The sequence below is a fragment of the Rhizobium sp. N122 genome (genome assembly GCF_002211295.1).
GTDB lineage: Bacteria > Pseudomonadota > Alphaproteobacteria > Rhizobiales > Rhizobiaceae > Rhizobium.
In genome coordinates this window covers 48,394-68,361 of sequence record NZ_LOKU01000025.1, presented here as the reverse complement: position 1 = coordinate 68,361, position 19,968 = coordinate 48,394, and the positions used below count along the sequence as shown (strand labels likewise).

Sequence of the window (19,968 nt, the reverse complement as noted above, 5' to 3'; positions counted from 1 at the left end):
AGCAGGCGGCCAGAGACACCCTGGAAACCGAGATCCAATCCTATGAGCTTCAGCTTTCGGAAAAGAACCGCGCTTGCGCTGTCACTGCTGCTGATCGTCAGTGGCTGCTCCGCCACTGAGCGGCTGAACCGTGCGGCTTCCGCCAAAGGGCAGGCGTCGGCCGGCGTGCTGCTTCCGCCATTGCCGGATGATCTCCGCAAGACAGAGCCCCACGCCGCGGTCACAGAAGGCCAGCAACTAGTTTCGATCTTAGCGCGGGAACGTCAGGCGCTTGATCGGGCGAATAGCCGTGTCGAGCGATGGCAACTCTTCTATGAGGATATTAAGCGTCGATTTTCTCATTAGGTAAGCCACGCCCATACATGGCCATTGTGGATGTTGGAGACAGTCTGTCGTGATACACCAAACCGCTCGGCAAGTGTTCGTTGCGGTTCCTTGCCTTTAAACGAGAGGATCTCGCGGGCTTGCTCCTCCGATAATTGGGCCTTCCAGGACCGTCCGCCTCTGTTGTGGGTGCCGTGCTCCAGCCTGTCGGCTTGGTTTGCTACCCTCGTCTTCCACTCCAGATGGTTTGGGTTAATACATCCATCCTTGCCTCGGCCACATGAATGCGCCGCCTCATGCTTCTCTGTCGGTGGTGCGCCGTGAGCCAGTTCGCAAATGTAGCGATGCGCGTATAGCATCTTGTCCTTTAGCCACAACTTACCATAGCCATCTGCGTTTCTCCCGAACGGCCATGGCACGCAATCGTCACCCTTGTGCGACAAGGCGACTTCGTTGATGAACCGCATTGGCTCGCCACTTTTTGTCTGATTGGGGCCGCCTCCAAGGGGGTCACCGTGCTTCCGGAAACGCCAATAATGGGCCGGACAGTATCCTTTGCATTGGACTGGCTTGCCGCAGTCCGGAATCGAGCATAAACGGGAATTAGCCATGTGGAGCCTCCGATGCTTCCTTGGTTAGAACCCGTCGCAGCGCTGGAACGCTCGGCGGGTTCGCTATTTTTACCCCAAAAATCGAGGAATAACAACATGCTGCATCCCAACAGCACGCCGTTGATTTCGATCCTCGCCCGCGAGCGGCAAGCCCTCGATCGCGCCAACGCGCGTCAGCGCCGCTCTGTGGCCTTTTACGATGATGTTGCCTCGAAATACGGGACCTCAAAATGAGTCTTATGCTGGGATTGTCCACCGCCATCACCAACCAGTTGGGCGGGGGCGGTGCTGCCGCGTTGCCCAATTTCGTCTTCCAGACCGAGACGGACACGCTGAACACGTCGAAGACGGCGGCCGGCATTCCGATGACACGGCGGCAGAAGCTGGCCTTTGACCGCCTGATCGTCCGCATCAAGGGCGCCGGCATCAGCATGGCGAACGCCAAGGCTCTGTATACCCCGGATACGCCGACCGAGATCAACAGCCGCGTCAACAAGTTCCATCCCGGCACGAATGATCTCACGCTGACCGGCGCCGGCACGCCGACATACACGGCGAATGATCGGTGGAGCGGGTGGAGTTCGACCACGAAATACAACACTGGGATCGGCCTGCAGTCCTTCGCGCAGGGCCAGTTCACCATCTTTTACTATTCCCGCACGGTGACCGGGGCAGCCAGCGGCGACTTCGGCGCCCAGACGGCCGGCGGCGATGGCATCGGGGCGAATATCCGGGATGCCTCGAACAAGTTCAATGCCCGCCTGCAAGCCACGAACTACGCATCGACGGCGACGAACATAACGCCTGGCCAGGGGATGCACAGCATCCGGCCGAACAGCCTTGACACCTTCGGGATCACCCGCGAGGCGCCATCACCGACATATGTCTCGCCAGCGACGAATCCGACCATCCACCTCGGCGGAATCAACGGCGGCGCTGTGTCGGCGCATGATTGCGGCCTCTTCGCGATCTTCGACGTGACCTTGACCGATGCGCAGTGTCGGGAGGTGAGCGCTGCGCTGCTGGATTATTACTACAAGATCCGCTTCGGCATGATGGACACCTATGACGCCGGGTTCGCGCCGACCACGGCGGATTACGATATCCTCGTTTACGGGGCGAGCTGGACGGCTCTTTGCGCCGCCTACGCCGCCAAGCAGGAAGGCAAGACGGTTGCGATCGTCTGCGACGACTTCGCGAAGACGGATTGGGATGTCGCCGGCATGCCCGGTGCTGGTCTGGCCTATGTGGACTGCTACAATTTCACTGCCCTGAAAGGGCTCTATCGAGACCTCACATCGTGGGTCAACAGCACCATCATCAACCGAGCTGACACGAACACGCAGACGGGCAACTCGGTTGAAAGCTGGCAGTTTGTCCAGGGCGCTCGCCGCATGCTGGATCCGACGCGGACGAACGGCACGCTCATTCTCGGGCAGGATATCCCGGTCTATTTCTCCACCGGAATCCAGTCGATTACGTCGGTCGGCACCACGGACACCGCGCTGAAGACGAACGACGGGCGAACATTCACGGCTCGCCAATTCATCGCCGCGGACTATGACGGGGAATACATCCACAAATCCGCCGGCATTCCAACGTTTACGGGCAGCGAGGCGGCCGGCTCGGGCTCCGAGGCCAACAATGGCTACAAGGGCTCAAGCGCGCTCAGCAAGCCGTATGGCTCGGATATCAGCCCTTACATCACCGATGGCGTCCAGGCTTCCGGGCTGCTGCCTGATATCCAGGGCGAGATGCCGCTTCCAGGCCTGACCGTCGATGGCGTTGATCCGTCGATCGAGAGCATGAATTACCGCCTGGCAATGACGACCGACCCGGCGCGGCTTGTTCCCGTCACCACAATGGACCCGCACCGCAATTACAATGCGTCTCGCTACGAGACTGCGGCGCGCGCCTATGTCCTAAATCCCACCGTTACGATCGGCAACCCGGCGGATACCCGGACCATCCTGCAGTTCGCGGTCGGCGGCTCGACAACGAAGATGGACGTGAACAACGGTTCTGGTGGCCTCTCCACCGACCTGCCAGGCAGCGGCTATCGATACGCCACGGCGGCGAACCGTGCCGCGCAGCTTGCGGTCATCGACGACCTCAGGGATTATCAGCTCGGATGGTTCTGGTGGCATGCCAATTCCGGCGATGCACGAATCCCCGGAACACTGGTCACGCAGTTCCAAGCCTTCGGGCTCGACGCCGGCACGTTCCTCGATCCCGGCCCCGGTGGTTTGCTGTTCTGGCCCAACCGCCCGTATCAGCGCGACCCGATCTGGCGGCTCAAGAACACCGGCTACGTCTCCACCGCATCCGACTATTGTAAGACGGATGGATCGGCGCCACGGTCGCTCAAGACCATCGCCGTCACCTCCTATGACTGCGACAAGCATCCGCCGTGGAAGGTCGCATCTGGCGGGTTGCTGTATACGCAGGGCAGCGTTCCCGGCTCGCTGGTGGCCGGCGCCGACAAGATCGCGCCGATCCCGCTTGAGGAGATCGTTCCAGACATAGCGGTCAAGACCAATCTTGTCGTTGCGTGGGGATCTTCCTGCACCATCCTCTGCTGGTACATGGGCCGTCTGGAGCCAGCCGGAGGCGGCAAGGGCGAGGCCGCCGGCGTCATCTCTTCATCCGCGATCGATGCGGGCGTGGCGGTTCAGAACGTCGATTACGACAACGTGATCAGGCCGAAGCTCTTGGCTCGGGACGTGAACCACTTGATCCTGCCTCAGGTTGCTTGAGGTCGCAGACGACGTGAAAACCGTCTCATCATCAGAAATCGATAGGCCGCCTTCGGGCGGTTTTTCTTTTGCGGGCCACCGCTCTGTTGCGAGCAGAACGGCGACCCTAACCACCGACGATCACCGGGATCGCCAAGGGCTGGGCAGACGTTACCAGCCTCAGGTTCTCAAATTACTAAAATGGCATGGCATAGGCAGGGCGAGCAGGAATGAACGGAGACACGATGAACATCGAAATCGAAAAGCCGAAGATCAACCCGGCTCATTTCATCGCCATCGTTGGGGGTGTCGCCATCAATGCCTTCGCGCTCGGCGGGGTGTGGGTGAGCCTTGGCAACACGATAGACGATCTGAAGAAGACGCAGACGGAGTTGGCCGACAGGTTCGAGCGTGAGGCCGTGGACCGCAAAGACAGACAGCGGGCCTATCAGCTCAGCATGGACGGCATGAACACACAGATAGGTCAGATTGCCCCGCTCCAGTTCCAGCAGTCCCGCATCATCGAGCAATTGAGCGAGAATAAGACAGCGGTAAGCGAGACGAACAAGCGGATTGACCGGGTGGTTGAATCCTTCGGCGGCAAGCTCGACACCGCGATAGACAGCATCAACAAGGTCGCGACGAGGGTGGAAGTCCTATCGAGCAAGCTCGACGACATGCAGGAGAAGAGCAGCAAGACCCTCTTCCGTACCCCGATCGTCCGGCCTTAGCCCAGCGCCCACTTCCCAATCCAATATACCGCGGTCCCAACCAACATCACGACGACCATAAGGGCTTGGAGGTGGAGTTTGCGGCTGTTAAACATTCAGGCGCCTTTCGTGGTTGTCCACAGGCTCGCAAAACTGTGGATTTCATTTTACAGTTTGCACTTGACGCCCCTAGAAACATCGGGCCTGTACTGGCTTCACTTTACACCCATGATCGCCGGATAGAATTGAAATCACTGAATGTGCGATTGGATTTGTAATCAGGGGGTCCCGGGTTCGAACCCTGGCGGGGGCACCATTCCTTCCCATGCGGTAGCCTGTCCAGCCATAGTCTCGTTTCGACTCACTTCGCTCGACCGCACCGGCAGATTTTTCCAGCCCTCATGCATCGCCCGATGAACGCTGCCTGAAGGGCTGCTTCAGCGCCAATTCAGCCGCGTTGGCTTACCTTCGTCTCATCATCAATGAGGAAGCAGCCATGAAGCTCGCACATCTCTTTTTCGCCGCAACCATGTCTGTCGGTGCGGGCTTGGCATCCGTCGCCCCGGCAACCGCCATGCCCGTCGACCGGCCGGCGGTGTCGGCCCAAGGCGATATCGTTCAAATTCGTGATGGCTGGCGCCATGATCGCGGCGGTGACGACCGTGGCTGGCGTGATGAGCGTGACGACCGTGGTTGGCGCCATCAGCGCGATTGGCGCCGGTCCGACTGGCGCGGTGATGACTGGCGCTGGCGCCGGTGGCGTGCCGAGCGTTGGCAGGAACGTCGTGAGTGGCGCCATCGCGATCGTGATATGCCTTTCTGGCTCTACCGCGGCTGACGCCAACAGCGTCCGTTGCGCGCCCGAGACGCGCGGCGAGAGAACGGCCCGGATCATCCGGGCCGTTTTTTAATGACTGACGGGTTCGTTGACGCTTGCCTCGAGCTTGTTGCCGGTCTGGCCGGCGCCCGACGGCGACAGGATTGCGATGCTGAGCACGGAGGCGACCATGAAGGCAACGACGGCAATCATTATGCGCATAGGCGTTAAATCCTCGTTCAGTGGGGATTAACGCGCCATTGTCGTCCGCGTTCCTGTCAGGTCTAAAGCGCGCCGCATCGAATTTGATTCATGCTATGCGCTTTAGCCTTTTGTTCTTATGCATGTCGTTACTCCGGAACCGCTGCACACTTCCGGGCGACATGCATTATTGCATCGTCCCCGGCGTCGCGGGGCCGGGCGCCGTCGGCGACAGGGGATCGGGCTGGTGGACCGGATGCGAGGTGTCCACCCAGATGATGCTGAGGATGATCCCGACGAAGACCGCGATGAAGAGGATACCGAAAATCAGCGGTCGAATAGCCATGATGGGGATCGTTCCTTCTTGCTTCCGACCGGTCGTTGCAATCGGTCATCGCCCGATCATAATGCTCCAGGAGGTCTTTCCAAGGCAAAATCGAATTTCTCCGGCTTCACTCGAGCCGCGCTGGGCTATCGCAGGCCTCCGTTTTCCATCTGTCGCACCGGGTTGAACTGTGTCAGGGATGCCTGGAAACAGTTGGGGACGGACGTCATGAAATGCATGGTTACAGCATCGGTCATTGTCGCGGCATTCGTCTCCGTCGCCGGAGCCTCGGAAAATGCGGCCGCTTTCGACAAGCCGATAAAAGTCGATGTGGTCGCGTTGCCGAAGGATGAGCTCAATCCCGATGCGAAACCGAAGATCACCTGCAGCCGCTATCCCGCCTTCATGGTCAAGGTGGTCGATCTCGGTGAAGTCGGCGCCGAAAAGCTGGCGCTGCTTGCCGCCGATGCGCCTTGTGAGCGCACAAGCGAGCGCGAGCGGGTGATCGCCGACGATACCGCCGGCTATCTCATGGGTGTCAGCGGCGGTTTCGTCTTTTTCCGGGCGGCGGACGGGTGGAACGGCGGACTGCCTTTCGTCGTCTACGATGCGGCGACGGGTGAGAGGCTGCTCGACGATTCCCTCGAGGGCGACGATTTTGCCGCGATCAGAAGCGGGAAGGGGGAGCTGACCCTCGATTTCCGCCGCGTCTACACGGCGTCCTGTTCGCTCTATCTGGAGCGTGCTGCCTGTGCGAAGACGATCGCCGCCGACATTGGCCTGTCGCAACTGCCGGATTGCACCGCCGCCTACAAGGCGGAAATCAAACGCAGCCCCGACCATGCCGGCGAAATCGACAAGCTGCCGAGCGTGATCGTCTATCCCGTCGAACTGACCTATGCGGCGGGCGACACAGCGCGCCGCGCGTTGGAAGGACCGAGGGCCTGCCGCGTACCGGACTGACCGGCGTGTTGGCGGTTACGTTCGAATCATTGACGCACGAGCGACAGCGGCTTGCCGCCTTCTTCCTTCGATTTGTCGAAATTGCCGTCGGCGCGCATGTCGAAGCCAAGCGATGAGCCGTCACCGCCCATCAGCGTCAGGCCGAAACCTTCGATATGCCAGACCGCGAGTTTCAGCCTGGCGACATTGGCGGCGCAGTCGCCGGACAGCGACAGCGGCGCATTGCCGTCCGCATCGGCATGGCCGTCGAGCGTCACCCCGCAAAGCCTTTCGCCGTCCGGTCTTTGCATCGTCCATATCCCGGCAAGGCTGCTAACGCTCGGCAGGCGATCGATGCCGTCAGGCGCGGCGATCAGCAAAAGCGGCGTATCGTCCTGCGTCTTCAGCGGCGAGCCCTCGTTTTCGACGAAACGGGCGAGCACCTTGCGCGTCGCATCGATCAGGATGACGCTGCCATTGCCGTCGAAATTCCAGGCAGCGGCTTCGGCAAGAGCTGGAAGCGGCTTGGTGCAGGCGTCCTGGCCGGACAGCGAATGACCGCCGATCGCCATGTCGGTTTCGAGCGTCATCCGGCATCCGGCGCGCCCATCTTCCGGAGCGACGAGATAGGTTCCTGCCTGCGCTTTAAGGATATCGGGATCGATATCCTGCCCGTACGTCTGACCGCAGACGAAGAGGGCGGCTGCGGAAGCCGCGAGCCGAAAGACGAAACGGATCATGACAGTCCCCCCTTGTCGCTGCCCGCATGCGGACCGGCCTATGCCTTCAGGTAAAGCTGCGCCGCATAAAGCGCAATTGCCGCAGCATTCGAAACGTTCAACGATTTGATGGCGCCAGGCATGTCGAGACGGGCAAGCGCGGTAACGGTTTCCCGCGTCTTCTGCCTGAGCCCCTTGCCCTCTGAGCCGAGCACCAGCGCCACTTTCTCGCCAGAGAAAGTACCTTCGAGGGGCGCCGGTCCTTCCGAATCGAGGCCGATGGTGGAGAAGCCGAGCTTGTGCAGTTCACCGAGCGCATCGGCAAGGTTGGTCACCTGTATATAAGGTATCAGTTCCAGCGCGCCGGAGGCGGATTTGGCAAGCACGCCTGACTCTGTCGGGCTATGTCTCTGGGTGGTGATAACGGCACCAGCATTGAAGGCGACGGCCGAGCGCATGATCGCGCCGACATTGTGCGGATCGGTGACCTGGTCGAGAACGAGCAGGAGAGGGCTGTCCTTCAGGGCTTCGAGCCGGCGCACCGGCAGCGGCCGTGTTTCCAGCATGACGCCCTGATGGATCGCCTCGGGGCCGAGCACCTTGTCGATATCCTGCGGCGAGACGATCTCGAAGGGAATGCCGAGCGCTTCGGCGTCGACTTCGAGCCGCGCCAGCGCGTTCTGGGTCACGAAAAGCTTGATCTTCTTGCGCTCGGGATTGTCGAGGGCGGCGCGCACCGTATGCAGGCCGTAAAGATGCACCTGGTCGGGCGCCAGCGCCGGTGGCTTCCAGTCGTCGCCGCCGCGCCTGCGCTTCTGCGGCTGAGGCGTCGGAATCTCGCCGCGTTCACGCTTGGCGTCACGGTGGGCGCGCCGCAGCGTGGCGTAATGCGTATCCTTGGCCGATGGGTCTGTCGCGGCCTTGCCGCCGGGTTTTTTGTCTTTGCTCATGCGGCTTTATAGCCATGGCGCTCGCCGCCGCATAGGCTTTCTTTCATATGCCGGCTTTCGGCGGCGAATGAAATTTTTCGTGTTTTTTCCGTGGTCATCGTGTTGACAGACTGAAATGCTCCGGTCATATACGCGGCGCAGACGACGGGCGGCTTCGCTTCGAAGTCTGACAAACTTGGTCTTCTAGATCCGGACGAAAAACTGGAGAGATGCCCGAGTGGTTAAAGGGGACGGACTGTAAATCCGTTGGCTCAGCCTACGTTGGTTCAAATCCAACTCTCTCCACCATTCGTCATCGGATCGGACCAACCCCGCGGGTATAGCTCAATGGTAGAGCAGCAGCCTTCCAAGCTGAATACGCGGGTTCGATTCCCGCTACCCGCTCCAGTTCTCAAAAGCTCAATTCAAGTGACCGGCGCCGCGGCGATCAATTGCCACGCGGATGTTTCGGATGACGCCCGGCGACAGCTTGTCATCGGCCGACAGGCGAGGGCCCTCGGTGCCGGGCGCGGCCGCTCATCTCCGCCAGCCCACGCGATTTTATCCAAGCATTTCAGTGATTTTCGATAGGGCCCCGACGAATCATCTTGCAGGCGGCGAATTGTCCCCCATATGCGCTGTCACACCAAGAATGGCGTCTGCAATTAAGTCTTGCGCAATTTCGCCGAAAGCCTTAAACGGCGGCACTAAACCGGTTCGCCGGGGCCCACCATTTCGTTCACAGGAAGCATTCAAATGGCAAAGAGTAAGTTTGAGCGCAACAAGCCGCACGTCAACATCGGCACGATCGGCCACGTTGACCACGGCAAGACGTCTCTGACGGCAGCGATCACGAAGTACTTCGGTGAGTTCAAGGCGTACGACCAGATCGACGCTGCTCCGGAAGAAAAGGCCCGTGGCATCACCATTTCGACGGCGCACGTCGAATATGAGACGCCGGCCCGCCACTACGCGCACGTCGACTGCCCCGGCCACGCCGACTACGTCAAGAACATGATCACCGGTGCTGCCCAGATGGACGGCGCGATCCTGGTGTGCTCGGCCGCTGACGGCCCGATGCCGCAGACGCGCGAACACATTCTGCTGGCCCGCCAGGTCGGCGTTCCGGCGATCGTGGTGTTCCTGAACAAGGTCGACCAGGTTGACGACGCCGAGCTTCTCGAACTGGTCGAGCTCGAAGTTCGCGAACTGCTGTCGTCCTACGACTTCCCGGGCGACGATATCCCGGTCGTCAAGGGTTCGGCACTGGCCGCTCTCGAAGATAGCGACAAGAAGATCGGCGAAGACGCGATCCGCGAGCTGATGGCTGCGGTCGACTCTTACATCCCGACGCCTGAGCGTCCGATCGACCAGCCGTTCCTGATGCCGATCGAAGACGTGTTCTCGATCTCGGGCCGCGGCACGGTCGTGACCGGCCGCGTCGAGCGTGGCATCGTCAAGGTTGGCGAAGAAGTCGAGATCGTCGGCATCCGCGCGACCTCGAAGACGACGGTGACCGGCGTTGAAATGTTCCGCAAGCTGCTCGATCAGGGCCAGGCCGGCGACAACATCGGCGCACTGGTTCGCGGTGTGAACCGTGACGGCGTCGAGCGTGGCCAGATCCTGTGCAAGCCGGGCTCTGTCAAGCCGCACAAGAAGTTCATGGCGGAAGCCTACATCCTGACGAAGGAAGAGGGTGGCCGTCATACGCCGTTCTTCACCAACTACCGTCCGCAGTTCTACTTCCGCACGACGGATGTGACCGGCATCGTGACGCTGCCTGAGGGCACGGAAATGGTCATGCCGGGCGACAACGTCACGGTTGCCGTCGAGCTGATCGTTCCGATCGCGATGGAAGAAAAGCTGCGCTTCGCGATCCGCGAAGGCGGCCGCACCGTCGGCGCCGGTATCGTTGCTTCGATCGTCGAGTAATCCTGGGATTACCCGAAATTCAGGAAAAACCCCGCTGGAAACGGCGGGGTTTTTTCGTTTTGATGCCTATTCGGGTGTTTTAACAGGTGTTGTAAAAATATCGTTAAATTCGCCCGTCACAGTATTTTGTTCATCTCACATTCAGAAACCGGTTGTGATTGGTTCATTTTAGTCCAGACTCCTTCATGCAAAGAGGAGAGCCCGGATGATTCCAAAGGCCACATTCGCTGCGACGATATTCGCAATGTATGTTTTCACGATGTTTTTCATCGCTGCCATTCCGCAGGAGGTTGTTCAGGCAGCCGGCGTGCAGATTGGCGAGGTAAGTGTTGTTAAGTGATGATTAGCGCAGTTCCTTAAGGGGCTGCGATGATCGGAAATGATCGGCCAGGCGCTCCCGGATCGGATGCTCTTGGCGACGCGGGGGTGAACCCTTGCAGGACGCTCGCTTGCTCTTCGCGCGGAAGCGTCTAACTATGCCTCCGATTTGATGACGCGGAGGACATTCCATGAAGAAGCGAATTCTGTTCACGGGCGGTTCGGGCAAGGCAGGTCGCCATACCGTGCCGTGGCTGGTCAATGCCGGTTACGAGGTTCACAACCTCGATCTCGTGCCGCTGGACAGTCCCGGCGTCACCAATCTCATTGCCGATATCACCGATAGCGGTCAGGTCTTCAACGCGCTGTCGATGCACCGCGATTTTCCCGATCTCGATGCGGGCAGGGGCGTGCAGTCCTTCGATGCCGTCGTGCATTTCGCCGCCATCCCGCGCATTCTGATCAAGCCCGACAACGAGACTTTCCGCATCAACACGATGGGCACTTATAATGTCATCGAGGCGGCGGTGAAGCTCGGCATCAGGAAGATTATCGTCGCATCGAGCGAGACGACCTACGGCGTCTGCTTTGCCGAAGGCCATCGCGATTTCCACCAGTTCCCGCTGGAGGAGGACTACGACGTCAATCCGATGGATTCCTACGGGCTGTCCAAGGTGGTCAACGAAAAGACGGCTCGCGCCTTTGCCGAACGGTCTGGCTTCGACATCTATGCGCTGCGAATCGGCAACGTCATCGAGCCGCACGAATATGAGAGGTTCCCCACCTTTTTCGCCAATCCCGAGATGCGCAAGCGCATCGCCTGGAGCTATATCGATGCCCGCGACCTCGGGCAGATCTGCCATCTCTGCATCGAAAAGGACGGTCTCGGCTATCAGGTGTTCAACGCCGCCAACGACACCGTCTCGGCCAACACGCCGTCGAAGGAGCTTGCGCAGCGATTCTTTCCGAACGTGCCCTTCACTCGCGAGATCGGCGAATATGAAGGCCTTCTCTCCAACCGTAAGATTCGCGAGGTGCTGGGGTTCAAGGAAGAGCACGATTGGCGGAAATATGTGACGGTCTGAACGGATCCCGGCAGCGCGACGAGCAAGCCGATCGCTCGCATATACGCAGAATGGCTATGAAAATCGAAAATCGTGCTTGCCAATCCGCTGTCGTCGTCTTAAAGGGAGCGCCATGCTTTTCAGCAGTGATTTGCGGGCCTTGGCCCGGCGCTGAATGATCGGTGTGAAGGGGTATAGCTCAGTTGGTAGAGCGGCGGTCTCCAAAACCGCAGGTCGTAGGTTCGAGCCCTACTGCCCCTGCCATTTTCCTTGATGCGGGACAGCGCGGACATGCTCGCGGCATTCCGGCCGGGGATTGATGGGTGATGACTAATTTCGTTAAACTTCGGTTTCCCTCTTGTGTATTCGGAAATCGGTGTTTATTTAGGGTTCAACAGACACGCGGTGCGTGGGGCTGATAGTTTCAGCTTTACGCGCCGTAATTGCGTGGGCAGTCGATGGCATCCAAATCCAATCCGTTTGCGTTTCTGCAGCAGGTTCGCTCCGAGACGTCCAAAGTTACATGGCCGTCGCGCCGCGAGACGATGATCTCGACGGTTATGGTGCTTGTGATGGTGGTTTTCGCTGCACTGTTTTTCTTTGCCGCTGACCAGCTGATCGGCTGGGTTCTGAGCTTCGTGCTGAATACCGGCAACTGATACGGGTGGAGATGAAAATGGCGGCACGTTGGTACATCGTCCACGCATATTCAAATTTTGAAAAGAAGGTCGCTGAAGACATCGAGAACAAGGCTCGCCAGAAGGGGCTTGAGCACCTGTTCGAGAAGATCCTAGTGCCGACCGAAAAGGTTGTGGAAGTGCGTCGCGGCCGCAAGGTCGACAGCGAGCGCAAGTTCTTCCCGGGCTATGTCATGGTTCGCGCCAATCTGACGGATGAAGCCTATCACCTGATCAAGAATACGCCGAAGGTCACTGGCTTTCTCGGCTCTGACAACAAGCCCGTTCCGATTCCGGATTATGAAGCCGAGCGCATTCTCGGTCAGGTCCAGGAAGGTGTCGAGCGGCCGAAGGCCTCCATTACCTTCGAGATCGGCGAGCAGGTTCGCGTTTCCGACGGCCCGTTCGCGTCGTTCAACGGCACAGTTCAGGATGTCGACGAAGAGCGTTCGCGCCTGAAGGTTGAAGTGTCGATCTTCGGCCGCGCAACGCCGGTCGAGCTGGAATACGCTCAGGTCGAGAAGGTCTGATTGTAAGAGATTGGAAGCAGGCCTCGCGTGGCCGGTTTCCCGCGGACCTTGTCCGCACCCGCGTGGAAGGTGAGGGGTCTTAGCCGGACCCTAATGATCCGCACCACGCAACCGCAGCCGCCGGAGCGATCCGGCATCACGGGCCGGGCGACCGGCCGCTCATGAAAGGCAGAGAGATATGGCTAAGAAAGTTGCAGGCCAGCTCAAGCTTCAGGTCAAGGCAGGATCGGCAAACCCGTCCCCGCCGATTGGTCCGGCGCTTGGTCAGCGTGGCATTAACATCATGGAATTCTGCAAGGCGTTCAATGCCGCCACGCAGGAAATGGAAAAGGGCATGCCGATCCCGGTCGTCATCACCTATTACCAGGACAAGTCCTTCACCTTCGCGATGAAGCAGCCTCCGGTCAGCTACTGGCTGAAGAAGGAAGCGAAGATCACGTCCGGTTCCAAGACTCCCGGCAAGGGCGCCAAGGCCGGCTCCCTCACCAAGGCTCAGATCAAGACGATCGCAGAAGCCAAGATGAAGGATCTGAACGCAGCGGATATCGAAGGTGCAATGGCGATGATCGAGGGCTCTGCCCGCGCCATGGGCCTGGAAGTGGTGGGTTAAGATCATGGCTGGTAAGCGCACGCAGAAGATCAACGAAGGTGTTGATCCCACCAAGCTCTACGCTCTGAGCCTCGCCATCGGCATGGTCAAGGAACGGGCTGTCGCCAAGTTCGACGAAACCATCGAAGTCTCGATGAACCTCGGTGTCGACCCGCGCCATGCGGACCAGATGGTTCGCGGCGTCGTCAACCTGCCGAACGGCACCGGCCGTACGGTTCGCGTCGCCGTCTTCGCTCGCGGCGTCAAGGCTGACGAAGCCAAGGCTGCCGGTGCCGATATCGTCGGTGCTGAAGACCTCGTCGAAATCGTCCAGGGCGGCAAGATCGAATTCGATCGCTGCATCGCCACCCCCGACATGATGCCGCTCGTCGGTCGTCTCGGTAAGGTTCTCGGCCCCCGCGGCATGATGCCGAACCCGAAGGTCGGCACCGTCACCATGGACGTCGCCGGAGCCGTCAAGGCTTCCAAGGGCGGCGCAGTCGAGTTCCGCGTCGAGAAGGCTGGTATCGTCCATGCCGGCATCGGCAAGGCCTCTTTCGACGCCAAGGCTCTGGAAGAAAACATTCGCGCTTTCGCTGACGCCGTCATCAAGGCGAAGCCGGCTGGCGCCAAGGGCAACTACGTCAAGCGCGTGGCGATTTCTTCGACCATGGGTCCGGGCGTCAAGATCGAAGTCGGCTCGGTCACCGCAGCGCCGACTGCATAAATTGATTGCCGGACCTCGGTCCGGTCACTGAAATTCCGGCCTCGCAAGGGGCCGGAATATTCCGGAGAAATCCGGAATCCTGTCCGAGATTGCAGGTGGTTTTCCCTTAATCACTTCGCCTGCATGAGACGGGTAAGACCCGAATTGCATGAAGTTCGCTTCTCGTAACTCGGTTCGAGCCTTGGATGCCTTGTGCCTCTTCAGCCTTCATTGGCGCGGGAGCGCGGGGGGACAGGATCCTCAAGCGTCGCTTGGGATCTCGCATGATCCCGGGAGGCAAAAGGCAACCCGGCGGGCCCGTTTTCGGTCCCGCCAACTGGAGATAGGCAGTGGAAAGAGCGGAAAAACGCGAATTCGTCACGGAACTGAACGAAGTCTTCAAGGCTTCGGGCTCGGTTGTCGTGGCCCACTATGCTGGTGCCACAGTCGCGCAGATGAACGATTTTCGTTCGAAGATGCGTGCAGCTGGCGGTACCGTCAAAGTCGCGAAGAACCGCCTGGCCAAAATTGCCCTTCAGGGTACGGAAGCGGAAGGGATCACCGATCTCTTCAAGGGTCAGACGCTGATTGCATACAGCACCGACCCGATCACCGCTCCGAAGGTCGTCATGGATTTCGCCAAGACCAACGACAAGATCGTTGTTCTGGGCGGCGCCATGGGAACAACCACGCTCAACGCCGATGCAGTCAAGTCGCTTGCGACCCTGCCTTCGCTCGATGAGCTGCGTGCGAAGCTGCTGGGCATGATCCAGACACCGGCTACCCGCATCGCTGGGGTTGTTGCAGCACCGGCAAGCCAGCTTGCCCGCGTGTTTGCGGCCTACGCCAAGAAGGACGAAGCCGCTTAAGGCGGTTTTTCGCTGTTTATAATCAACCGGTTCGAACCGAACAAAAGGAACTAGTAAAATGGCTGATCTCGCAAAGATCGTTGACGACCTCTCCGCTCTGACCGTTCTGGAAGCTGCAGAACTGTCGAAGCTTCTCGAAGAAAAGTGGGGCGTTTCCGCTGCTGCTCCGGTAGCTGTTGCTGCCGCTGCTGGCGGTGCTGGCCCGGCTGTCGTTGAAGAAGAAAAGACCGAATTCGACGTTATCCTCGTCGACGCCGGTGCCAACAAGATCAACGTCATCAAGGAAGTCCGCGCCATCACCGGTCTCGGCCTCAAGGAAGCCAAGGACCTCGTCGAAGGCGCTCCGAAGGCTGTCAAGGAAGGCGTCAACAAGGCTGAAGCCGCTGACATCAAGAAGAAGCTTGAAGACGCTGGCGCCAAGGCCGACGTCAAGTAATCTTGAAACGCTTTTGGGAGGCAGTCTCTGCTGCCTCCCATTTGCCGTTTTTCTGAACGAATTACCCAAAAGCCGCGTCAAACCGGCTTTTGGGTAATGGGTTCTTCAAAAGGATAGTCTCGCACCGAGGGCAGCACAGCAATCCGAGCTGAGCGTTTTCGGGTGTCGGACGAGATTGAACTACCCATTGATAGACGGGATCGACTGGCCATCGGTTCCCGTCCGTTGCAGGCCCGGGTGCAAGATTTTGAAGGAGCGACGATGGCTCAGACCCTTTCGTTCAATGGTCGTAGGCGCGTACGCAAGTTTTTTGGTAAGATCCCCGAAGTCGCAGAAATGCCGAACCTCATCGAGGTTCAGAAGGCGTCCTACGACCAATTTTTGATGGTTGAAGAGCCGAAAGGCGGCCGGCCCGACGAGGGCCTTCAGGCCGTTTTCAAGTCGGTTTTCCCGATCACCGATTTCTCCGGCGCTTCCATGCTGGAATTCGTGTCCTACGAGTTCGAGCCGCCGAAGTTCGACGTTGACGAATGCCGTCAGCGCGACCTGACCTATGCCGCGCCGCTGAAGGTGACGCTGCGCCTGATCGTGTTCGATATCGACGAGGATACCGGCGCCAAGTCGATCAAGGACATCAAGGAACAGTCCGTCTACATGGGCGATATGCCGCTCATGACCAACAACGGCACGTTCATCGTCAACGGCACCGAGCGCGTCATCGTTTCCCAGATGCACCGCTCGCCGGGCGTCTTCTTCGACCACGACAAGGGCAAGAGCCATTCTTCCGGCAAGCTGCTCTTTGCCGCCCGCGTCATCCCCTATCGCGGCTCCTGGCTCGATATCGAATTCGACGCCAAGGATATCGTCTACGCCCGTATCGACCGTCGCCGTAAGATCCCTGTCACGTCGCTGCTGATGGCGCTCGGCATGGATGGCGAGGAAATCCTCGACACCTTCTACACGAAGTCGCTCTACAAGCGCGACGGCGACGGCTGGCGCATTCCCTTCAAGCCGGAAACGCTGAAGGGCGCCAAGGCGATCACCGAGATGGTCGACGCCGATACCGGCGAAGTCGTCGTGGAAGCCGGCAAGAAGCTGACCCCGCGCCTGCTGCGCCAGCTGTCCGACAAGGGACTGAAGGCGCTGAAGGCCGGCGACGACGATCTTTACGGCAATTACCTCGCCGGCGACATCGTCAACTACTCCACCGGTGAGATCTACCTCGAAGCCGGCGACGAAATCGACGAGAAGACGCTCGGCATCATCCTGGCGAACGGTTTCGACGAGATCCCGGTTCTCGGCATCGACCACATCAATGTTGGTGCCTATATCCGCAACACGCTGACCGCCGACAAGAACGAGAACCGTCAGGACGCTCTGTTCGACATCTACCGCGTCATGCGTCCGGGTGAGCCGCCGACCATGGAATCGGCCGAAGCCATGTTCAACTCGCTGTTCTTCGATGCGGAGCGTTACGACCTCTCCGCCGTCGGCCGCGTCAAGATGAACATGCGTCTCGACCTGACTGTCGAAGACACCGTCCGCATCCTGCGCAAGGACGACATCCTGGCCGTGGTCAGGATGCTGGTCGAACTGCGCGACGGCAAGGGCGAGATCGACGACATCGACAACCTCGGCAACCGCCGCGTCCGTTCGGTCGGCGAGCTGATGGAAAACCAGTATCGTCTCGGCCTGCTGCGCATGGAGCGCGCGATCAAGGAACGCATGTCCTCGATCGAGATCGACACGGTCATGCCGCAGGATCTGATCAACGCCAAGCCGGCAGCCGCCGCTGTGCGCGAATTCTTCGGTTCCTCGCAGCTCTCGCAGTTCATGGACCAGGTCAACCCGCTCTCGGAAATCACCCACAAGCGCCGTCTGTCGGCCCTTGGCCCGGGCGGTCTGACCCGTGAGCGCGCCGGCTTCGAAGTCCGCGACGTGCATCCGACCCACTACGGCCGCATTTGCCCGATCGAAACGCCTGAGGGCCCGAACATCGGTCTGATCAACTCGCTTGCGACCTTTGCCCGCGTCAACAAGTACGGCTTCATCGAAAGCCCGTACCGCCGCATTGTCGACGGCAAGGTGACGAGCGACGTGCTCTACCTCTCCGCCATGGAAGAGGCGAAGTACTACGTCGCCCAGGCCAACGCCGAAATGAACGCCGACGGTTCCTTCGTCGACGAGTTCGTCGTCTGCCGTCATGCCGGCGAAGTCATGCTCGCACCCCGCGACAGCATGAACCTGATGGACGTTTCGCCGAAGCAGGTCGTTTCGGTCGCAGCCGCGCTCATCCCGTTCCTGGAAAACGACGACGCCAACCGCGCCCTCATGGGCTCGAACATGCAGCGTCAGGCCGTGCCGCTGCTGCGTGCCGAAGCCCCGTTCGTCGGTACCGGCATGGAGCCGGTCGTTGCCCGTGACTCCGGCGCTGCCATCGGCGCCCGCCGCGGCGGCGTGGTCGACCAGGTCGACGCGACGCGTATCGTTATCCGCGCCACCGAAGACCTCGAAGCCGGAAAGTCCGGCGTCGACATCTACCGCCTGCAGAAGTTCCAGCGTTCGAACCAGAACACCTGCGTCAACCAGCGTCCGCTGGTCACCGTCGGTGACGAGGTCAACCGCGGCGACATTCTCGCCGACGGCCCGTCGACCGATCTCGGCGACCTGGCGCTCGGCCGCAACGCGCTCGTCGCGTTCATGCCCTGGAATGGCTACAACTACGAAGACTCGATCCTGCTCTCCGAGCGTATCGTTGCCGATGACGTGTTCACCTCCATTCACATCGAGGAATTCGAAGTGATGGCGCGTGACACCAAGCTTGGTCCTGAGGAAATCACCCGCGACATTCCGAACGTTTCGGAAGAAGCGCTGAAGAACCTCGACGAAGCCGGCATCGTCTATATCGGCGCCGAAGTTCAGCCGGGCGATATCCTGGTCGGCAAGATCACCCCGAAGGGCGAAAGCCCGATGACGCCAGAGGAAAAGCTTCTGCGCGCCATCTTCGGTGAAAAGGCCTCCGACGTGCGCGATACCTCCATGCGCATGCCGCCCGGCACCTACGGCACGATCGTCGAAGTTCGCGTCTTCAACCGCCACGGCGTTGAGAAGGACGAGCGCGCGATGGCGATCGAGCGCGAAGAGATCGAGCGTCTGGCAAAGGACCGCGACGACGAGCAGGCGATCCTCGACCGTAACGTCTACGGCCGTCTGATCGAAATGCTGCGCGGCCAGGCTTCCATCGCCGGCCCGAAGGGCTTCAAGAAGGGCACCGAGCTTTCGAACGCCGTCGTCTCCGAATATCCCCGCTCGCAGTGGTGGATGTTCGCCGTCGAGGACGAGAAGGTTCAGAGCGAACTCGAAGCGCTCCGCGGCCAGTACGACGAATCCAAGTCGCGCCTTGAACAGCGCTTCATGGATAAGGTCGAGAAGGTCCAGCGCGGCGATGAAATGCCCCCGGGCGTCATGAAGATGGTCAAGGTCTTCGTCGCCGTGAAGCGCAAGATCCAGCCGGGCGACAAGATGGCCGGCCGTCACGGGAACAAGGGCGTCGTCTCGCGCATTGTGCCTGTCGAGGACATGCCGTTCCTCGAAGACGGCACGCATGTCGACGTCGTTCTGAATCCGCTCGGCGTTCCCTCGCGCATGAATGTCGGCCAGATCCTTGAAACCCACCTGGGTTGGGCCTGCGCCGGCATGGGTCGCCAGATCGGCGAACTGATCGAAGCATACAAGGCCAATGGCAACATCGAGCCGCTGCGCAAGACCATCGGCGATGTCGTCGGTGACGGTCCGAAGGCCGAACAGGTGCAGGAGTTCGACGACGACTCCGTTCTGCGTCTCGCCGACCAGTGGAAGCGTGGCGTTTCGATCGCGACGCCTGTCTTCGACGGTGCCAACGAAGGCGACGTCAACGACATGCTGCGTCTGGCAGGTCTCAAGGATACCGGTCAGTCGACGCTCTATGACGGCCGTACCGGCGAGCAGTTCGACCGCCAGGTGACCGTGGGCTACATCTACATGCTGAAGCTCAACCACCTGGTCGACGACAAGATCCATGCCCGTTCGATCGGTCCTTACTCGCTCGTGACCCAGCAGCCGCTGGGTGGCAAGGCGCAGTTCGGCGGCCAGCGCTTCGGCGAAATGGAAGTCTGGGCGCTCGAAGCATACGGCGCGGCCTACACGCTGCAGGAAATGCTGACGGTAAAGTCGGACGACGTCGCCGGCCGTACCAAGGTCTACGAAGCCATCGTCCGCGGAGACGACACGTTCGAAGCCGGTATTCCGGAAAGCTTCAACGTTCTCGTCAAGGAAATGCGCTCTCTGGGTCTCAGCGTCGAGCTCGAAAACACCAAGCTTGACGAGGCGCAGGCAGCTCAGCTGCCCGACGCGGCCGAGTAAGCACTTGATAGGGCGTGCGCTGCCAAGGCGGCGCACGCCGGTCCCGCCGGGCGCCGTATCCGTGTCGGCCCGGAAGGGAAGTTTCGCCGCAGCTTGCGGTTATTCTCGTTTAAGCGAGGGAGGCGGCTCCCGG

Annotated in this window: 22 protein-coding genes and 3 tRNA genes; 19 read left to right on the top strand and 6 right to left on the bottom strand. The window is 60.1% G+C overall.

The window, feature by feature from the left end; translation table 11 throughout:
- Positions 1-123: 123 nt before the first annotated feature.
- Entirely contained in the window at positions 124-345 is a 222-nt protein-coding gene (locus tag ATY75_RS19445; protein ID WP_088938799.1) for a hypothetical protein, read from the top strand.
- On the opposite strand, the gene ATY75_RS19440 is transcribed toward ATY75_RS19445, so the two are convergent.
- Entirely contained in the window at positions 342-791 is a 450-nt protein-coding gene (locus ATY75_RS19440) for an HNH endonuclease (protein ID WP_088938798.1), read from the bottom strand. The genes ATY75_RS19445 and ATY75_RS19440 overlap by 4 nt on opposite strands.
- 240 nt (positions 792-1,031) lie before the next feature.
- Between ATY75_RS19440 and ATY75_RS34665 the strand changes: the two genes are divergently transcribed.
- The 4 genes from ATY75_RS34665 to ATY75_RS19425 all read left to right on the top strand — a co-directional run bounded on the left by ATY75_RS34665 (position 1,032) and on the right by ATY75_RS19425 (position 5,218).
- Entirely contained in the window at positions 1,032-1,169 is a 138-nt protein-coding gene (locus ATY75_RS34665; RefSeq protein WP_190241389.1) for a hypothetical protein, read from the top strand.
- Complete coding sequence (locus ATY75_RS19435; protein ID WP_088938797.1) at positions 1,166-3,691, top strand: FAD-dependent oxidoreductase; 2,526 nt, start codon at positions 1,166-1,168, stop codon at positions 3,689-3,691. The genes ATY75_RS34665 and ATY75_RS19435 overlap by 4 nt, the downstream gene beginning before the upstream one ends.
- A 224-nt stretch (positions 3,692-3,915) precedes the next feature.
- Entirely contained in the window at positions 3,916-4,401 is a 486-nt protein-coding gene (locus ATY75_RS19430; RefSeq protein ID WP_143535320.1) for a hypothetical protein, read from the top strand.
- 403 nt (positions 4,402-4,804) lie between these two features.
- Positions 4,805-5,218, top strand: a complete 414-nt coding sequence (locus ATY75_RS19425; protein WP_190241388.1) for a hypothetical protein — start codon at positions 4,805-4,807, stop codon at positions 5,216-5,218.
- 69 nt (positions 5,219-5,287) lie between these two features.
- On the opposite strand, the gene ATY75_RS35470 is transcribed toward ATY75_RS19425, so the two are convergent.
- The gene (locus ATY75_RS35470) at positions 5,288-5,419 is read right to left on the bottom strand and encodes a hypothetical protein (RefSeq protein ID WP_280950608.1); all 132 of its coding nucleotides are present in this window, start codon (positions 5,417-5,419) and stop codon (positions 5,288-5,290) included.
- 166 nt (positions 5,420-5,585) lie between these two features.
- The gene (locus ATY75_RS34660; RefSeq protein ID WP_171899761.1) at positions 5,586-5,744 is read right to left on the bottom strand and encodes a hypothetical protein; all 159 of its coding nucleotides are present in this window, start codon (positions 5,742-5,744) and stop codon (positions 5,586-5,588) included.
- 216 nt (positions 5,745-5,960) lie between these two features.
- On the opposite strand from ATY75_RS34660, the gene ATY75_RS19420 reads away from it, so the two are divergent.
- Positions 5,961-6,686 carry a hypothetical protein gene (locus tag ATY75_RS19420; RefSeq protein ID WP_245317604.1) on the top strand — a complete coding sequence of 242 codons (726 nt, stop codon included), beginning with the start codon at positions 5,961-5,963 and terminating at the stop codon, positions 6,684-6,686.
- 26 nt (positions 6,687-6,712) lie between these two features.
- Here ATY75_RS19420 and ATY75_RS19415 read toward each other — a convergent pair whose 3' ends face one another.
- From ATY75_RS19415 to ATY75_RS34655, 3 genes are read right to left on the bottom strand one after another with little or no spacing between them, the layout of a single operon-like run.
- Positions 6,713-7,405 (bottom strand): AprI/Inh family metalloprotease inhibitor, encoded by a 693-nt coding sequence (locus tag ATY75_RS19415; protein ID WP_088938793.1) that lies wholly within the window; start codon positions 7,403-7,405, stop codon positions 6,713-6,715.
- Positions 7,406-7,443: 38 nt separating this feature from the next.
- Complete coding sequence (gene rlmB, locus ATY75_RS19410) at positions 7,444-8,334, bottom strand: 23S rRNA (guanosine(2251)-2'-O)-methyltransferase RlmB (protein WP_064838105.1); 891 nt, start codon at positions 8,332-8,334, stop codon at positions 7,444-7,446.
- A complete protein-coding gene (locus ATY75_RS34655; protein WP_190241386.1) occupies positions 8,331-8,507 on the bottom strand; it encodes a hypothetical protein in 177 nt (58 codons plus the stop codon). Before ATY75_RS34655 ends, rlmB begins: the two co-directional genes overlap by 4 nt.
- 30 nt (positions 8,508-8,537) lie before the next feature.
- On the opposite strand from ATY75_RS34655, the gene ATY75_RS19405 reads away from it, so the two are divergent.
- The 13 genes from ATY75_RS19405 to rpoB all read left to right on the top strand — a co-directional run bounded on the left by ATY75_RS19405 (position 8,538) and on the right by rpoB (position 19,835).
- Positions 8,538-8,622 (top strand) — tRNA-Tyr (locus ATY75_RS19405).
- 25 nt (positions 8,623-8,647) lie between these two features.
- Positions 8,648-8,721 (top strand) — tRNA-Gly (locus ATY75_RS19400).
- A gap of 348 nt (positions 8,722-9,069) precedes the next feature.
- Positions 9,070-10,245, top strand: coding sequence for an elongation factor Tu (gene tuf / locus ATY75_RS19395; RefSeq protein ID WP_010069472.1), 1,176 nt, complete (start codon positions 9,070-9,072; stop codon positions 10,243-10,245).
- A 205-nt stretch (positions 10,246-10,450) separates the two neighbouring features.
- Positions 10,451-10,585: a hypothetical protein gene (locus tag ATY75_RS35465; RefSeq protein ID WP_257784958.1), complete on the top strand. Its 135-nt coding sequence runs from the start codon at positions 10,451-10,453 to the stop codon at positions 10,583-10,585.
- Positions 10,586-10,754: 169 nt separating this feature from the next.
- Entirely contained in the window at positions 10,755-11,648 is an 894-nt protein-coding gene (locus ATY75_RS19390; RefSeq protein WP_064838106.1) for an NAD(P)-dependent oxidoreductase, read from the top strand.
- A 167-nt stretch (positions 11,649-11,815) separates the two neighbouring features.
- Positions 11,816-11,891, top strand: a tRNA-Trp gene (locus ATY75_RS19385).
- A 194-nt stretch (positions 11,892-12,085) separates the two neighbouring features.
- Positions 12,086-12,286, top strand: coding sequence for a preprotein translocase subunit SecE (gene secE / locus ATY75_RS19380; protein ID WP_003573826.1), 201 nt, complete (start codon positions 12,086-12,088; stop codon positions 12,284-12,286).
- A gap of 17 nt (positions 12,287-12,303) precedes the next feature.
- Positions 12,304-12,834 (top strand): transcription termination/antitermination protein NusG, encoded by a 531-nt coding sequence (gene nusG, locus ATY75_RS19375; protein WP_003547516.1) that lies wholly within the window; start codon positions 12,304-12,306, stop codon positions 12,832-12,834.
- 178 nt (positions 12,835-13,012) lie between these two features.
- The gene (gene rplK, locus ATY75_RS19370; RefSeq protein ID WP_047620024.1) at positions 13,013-13,444 is read left to right on the top strand and encodes a 50S ribosomal protein L11; all 432 of its coding nucleotides are present in this window, start codon (positions 13,013-13,015) and stop codon (positions 13,442-13,444) included.
- Between the two features lie 4 nt (positions 13,445-13,448).
- Positions 13,449-14,150 carry a 50S ribosomal protein L1 gene (gene rplA / locus ATY75_RS19365; RefSeq protein ID WP_049734093.1) on the top strand — a complete coding sequence of 234 codons (702 nt, stop codon included), beginning with the start codon at positions 13,449-13,451 and terminating at the stop codon, positions 14,148-14,150.
- Positions 14,151-14,479: 329 nt separating this feature from the next.
- Positions 14,480-14,998, top strand: coding sequence for a 50S ribosomal protein L10 (gene rplJ / locus ATY75_RS19360; protein ID WP_003587203.1), 519 nt, complete (start codon positions 14,480-14,482; stop codon positions 14,996-14,998).
- 58 nt (positions 14,999-15,056) lie between these two features.
- Positions 15,057-15,434, top strand: coding sequence for a 50S ribosomal protein L7/L12 (rplL, locus tag ATY75_RS19355; RefSeq protein ID WP_064838108.1), 378 nt, complete (start codon positions 15,057-15,059; stop codon positions 15,432-15,434).
- 261 nt (positions 15,435-15,695) lie between these two features.
- A complete protein-coding gene (rpoB, locus tag ATY75_RS19350; RefSeq protein WP_065092231.1) occupies positions 15,696-19,835 on the top strand; it encodes a DNA-directed RNA polymerase subunit beta in 4,140 nt (1,379 codons plus the stop codon).
- Positions 19,836-19,968: the final 133 nt, after the last annotated feature.

Excerpts from the sequence above, each read along its gene's own strand:
- ATY75_RS19440 (WP_088938798.1), bottom strand. The coding sequence starts at position 791 with ATGCGGTTCATCAACGAAGTCGCCTTGTCGCACAAGGGTGACGATTGC.
- ATY75_RS34665 (WP_190241389.1), top strand. The coding sequence starts at position 1,032 with ATGCTGCATCCCAACAGCACGCCGTTGATTTCGATCCTCGCCCGCGAG.
- ATY75_RS19435 (WP_088938797.1), top strand. The coding sequence starts at position 1,166 with ATGAGTCTTATGCTGGGATTGTCCACCGCCATCACCAACCAGTTGGGC.
- ATY75_RS19430 (WP_143535320.1), top strand. The coding sequence starts at position 3,916 with ATGAACATCGAAATCGAAAAGCCGAAGATCAACCCGGCTCATTTCATC.
- ATY75_RS35470 (WP_280950608.1), bottom strand. The coding sequence starts at position 5,419 with ATGCGCATAATGATTGCCGTCGTTGCCTTCATGGTCGCCTCCGTGCTC.
- ATY75_RS34660 (WP_171899761.1), bottom strand. The coding sequence starts at position 5,744 with ATGGCTATTCGACCGCTGATTTTCGGTATCCTCTTCATCGCGGTCTTC.
- ATY75_RS19420 (WP_245317604.1), top strand. The coding sequence starts at position 5,961 with ATGGTTACAGCATCGGTCATTGTCGCGGCATTCGTCTCCGTCGCCGGA.
- ATY75_RS19415 (WP_088938793.1), bottom strand. The coding sequence starts at position 7,405 with ATGATCCGTTTCGTCTTTCGGCTCGCGGCTTCCGCAGCCGCCCTCTTC.
- rlmB (WP_064838105.1), bottom strand. The coding sequence starts at position 8,334 with ATGAGCAAAGACAAAAAACCCGGCGGCAAGGCCGCGACAGACCCATCG.
- tuf (WP_010069472.1), top strand. The coding sequence starts at position 9,070 with ATGGCAAAGAGTAAGTTTGAGCGCAACAAGCCGCACGTCAACATCGGC.
- ATY75_RS35465 (WP_257784958.1), top strand. The coding sequence starts at position 10,451 with ATGATTCCAAAGGCCACATTCGCTGCGACGATATTCGCAATGTATGTT.
- ATY75_RS19390 (WP_064838106.1), top strand. The coding sequence starts at position 10,755 with ATGAAGAAGCGAATTCTGTTCACGGGCGGTTCGGGCAAGGCAGGTCGC.
- secE (WP_003573826.1), top strand. The coding sequence starts at position 12,086 with ATGGCATCCAAATCCAATCCGTTTGCGTTTCTGCAGCAGGTTCGCTCC.
- nusG (WP_003547516.1), top strand. The coding sequence starts at position 12,304 with ATGGCGGCACGTTGGTACATCGTCCACGCATATTCAAATTTTGAAAAG.
- rplK (WP_047620024.1), top strand. The coding sequence starts at position 13,013 with ATGGCTAAGAAAGTTGCAGGCCAGCTCAAGCTTCAGGTCAAGGCAGGA.
- rplA (WP_049734093.1), top strand. The coding sequence starts at position 13,449 with ATGGCTGGTAAGCGCACGCAGAAGATCAACGAAGGTGTTGATCCCACC.
- rplL (WP_064838108.1), top strand. The coding sequence starts at position 15,057 with ATGGCTGATCTCGCAAAGATCGTTGACGACCTCTCCGCTCTGACCGTT.
- rpoB (WP_065092231.1), top strand. The coding sequence starts at position 15,696 with ATGGCTCAGACCCTTTCGTTCAATGGTCGTAGGCGCGTACGCAAGTTT.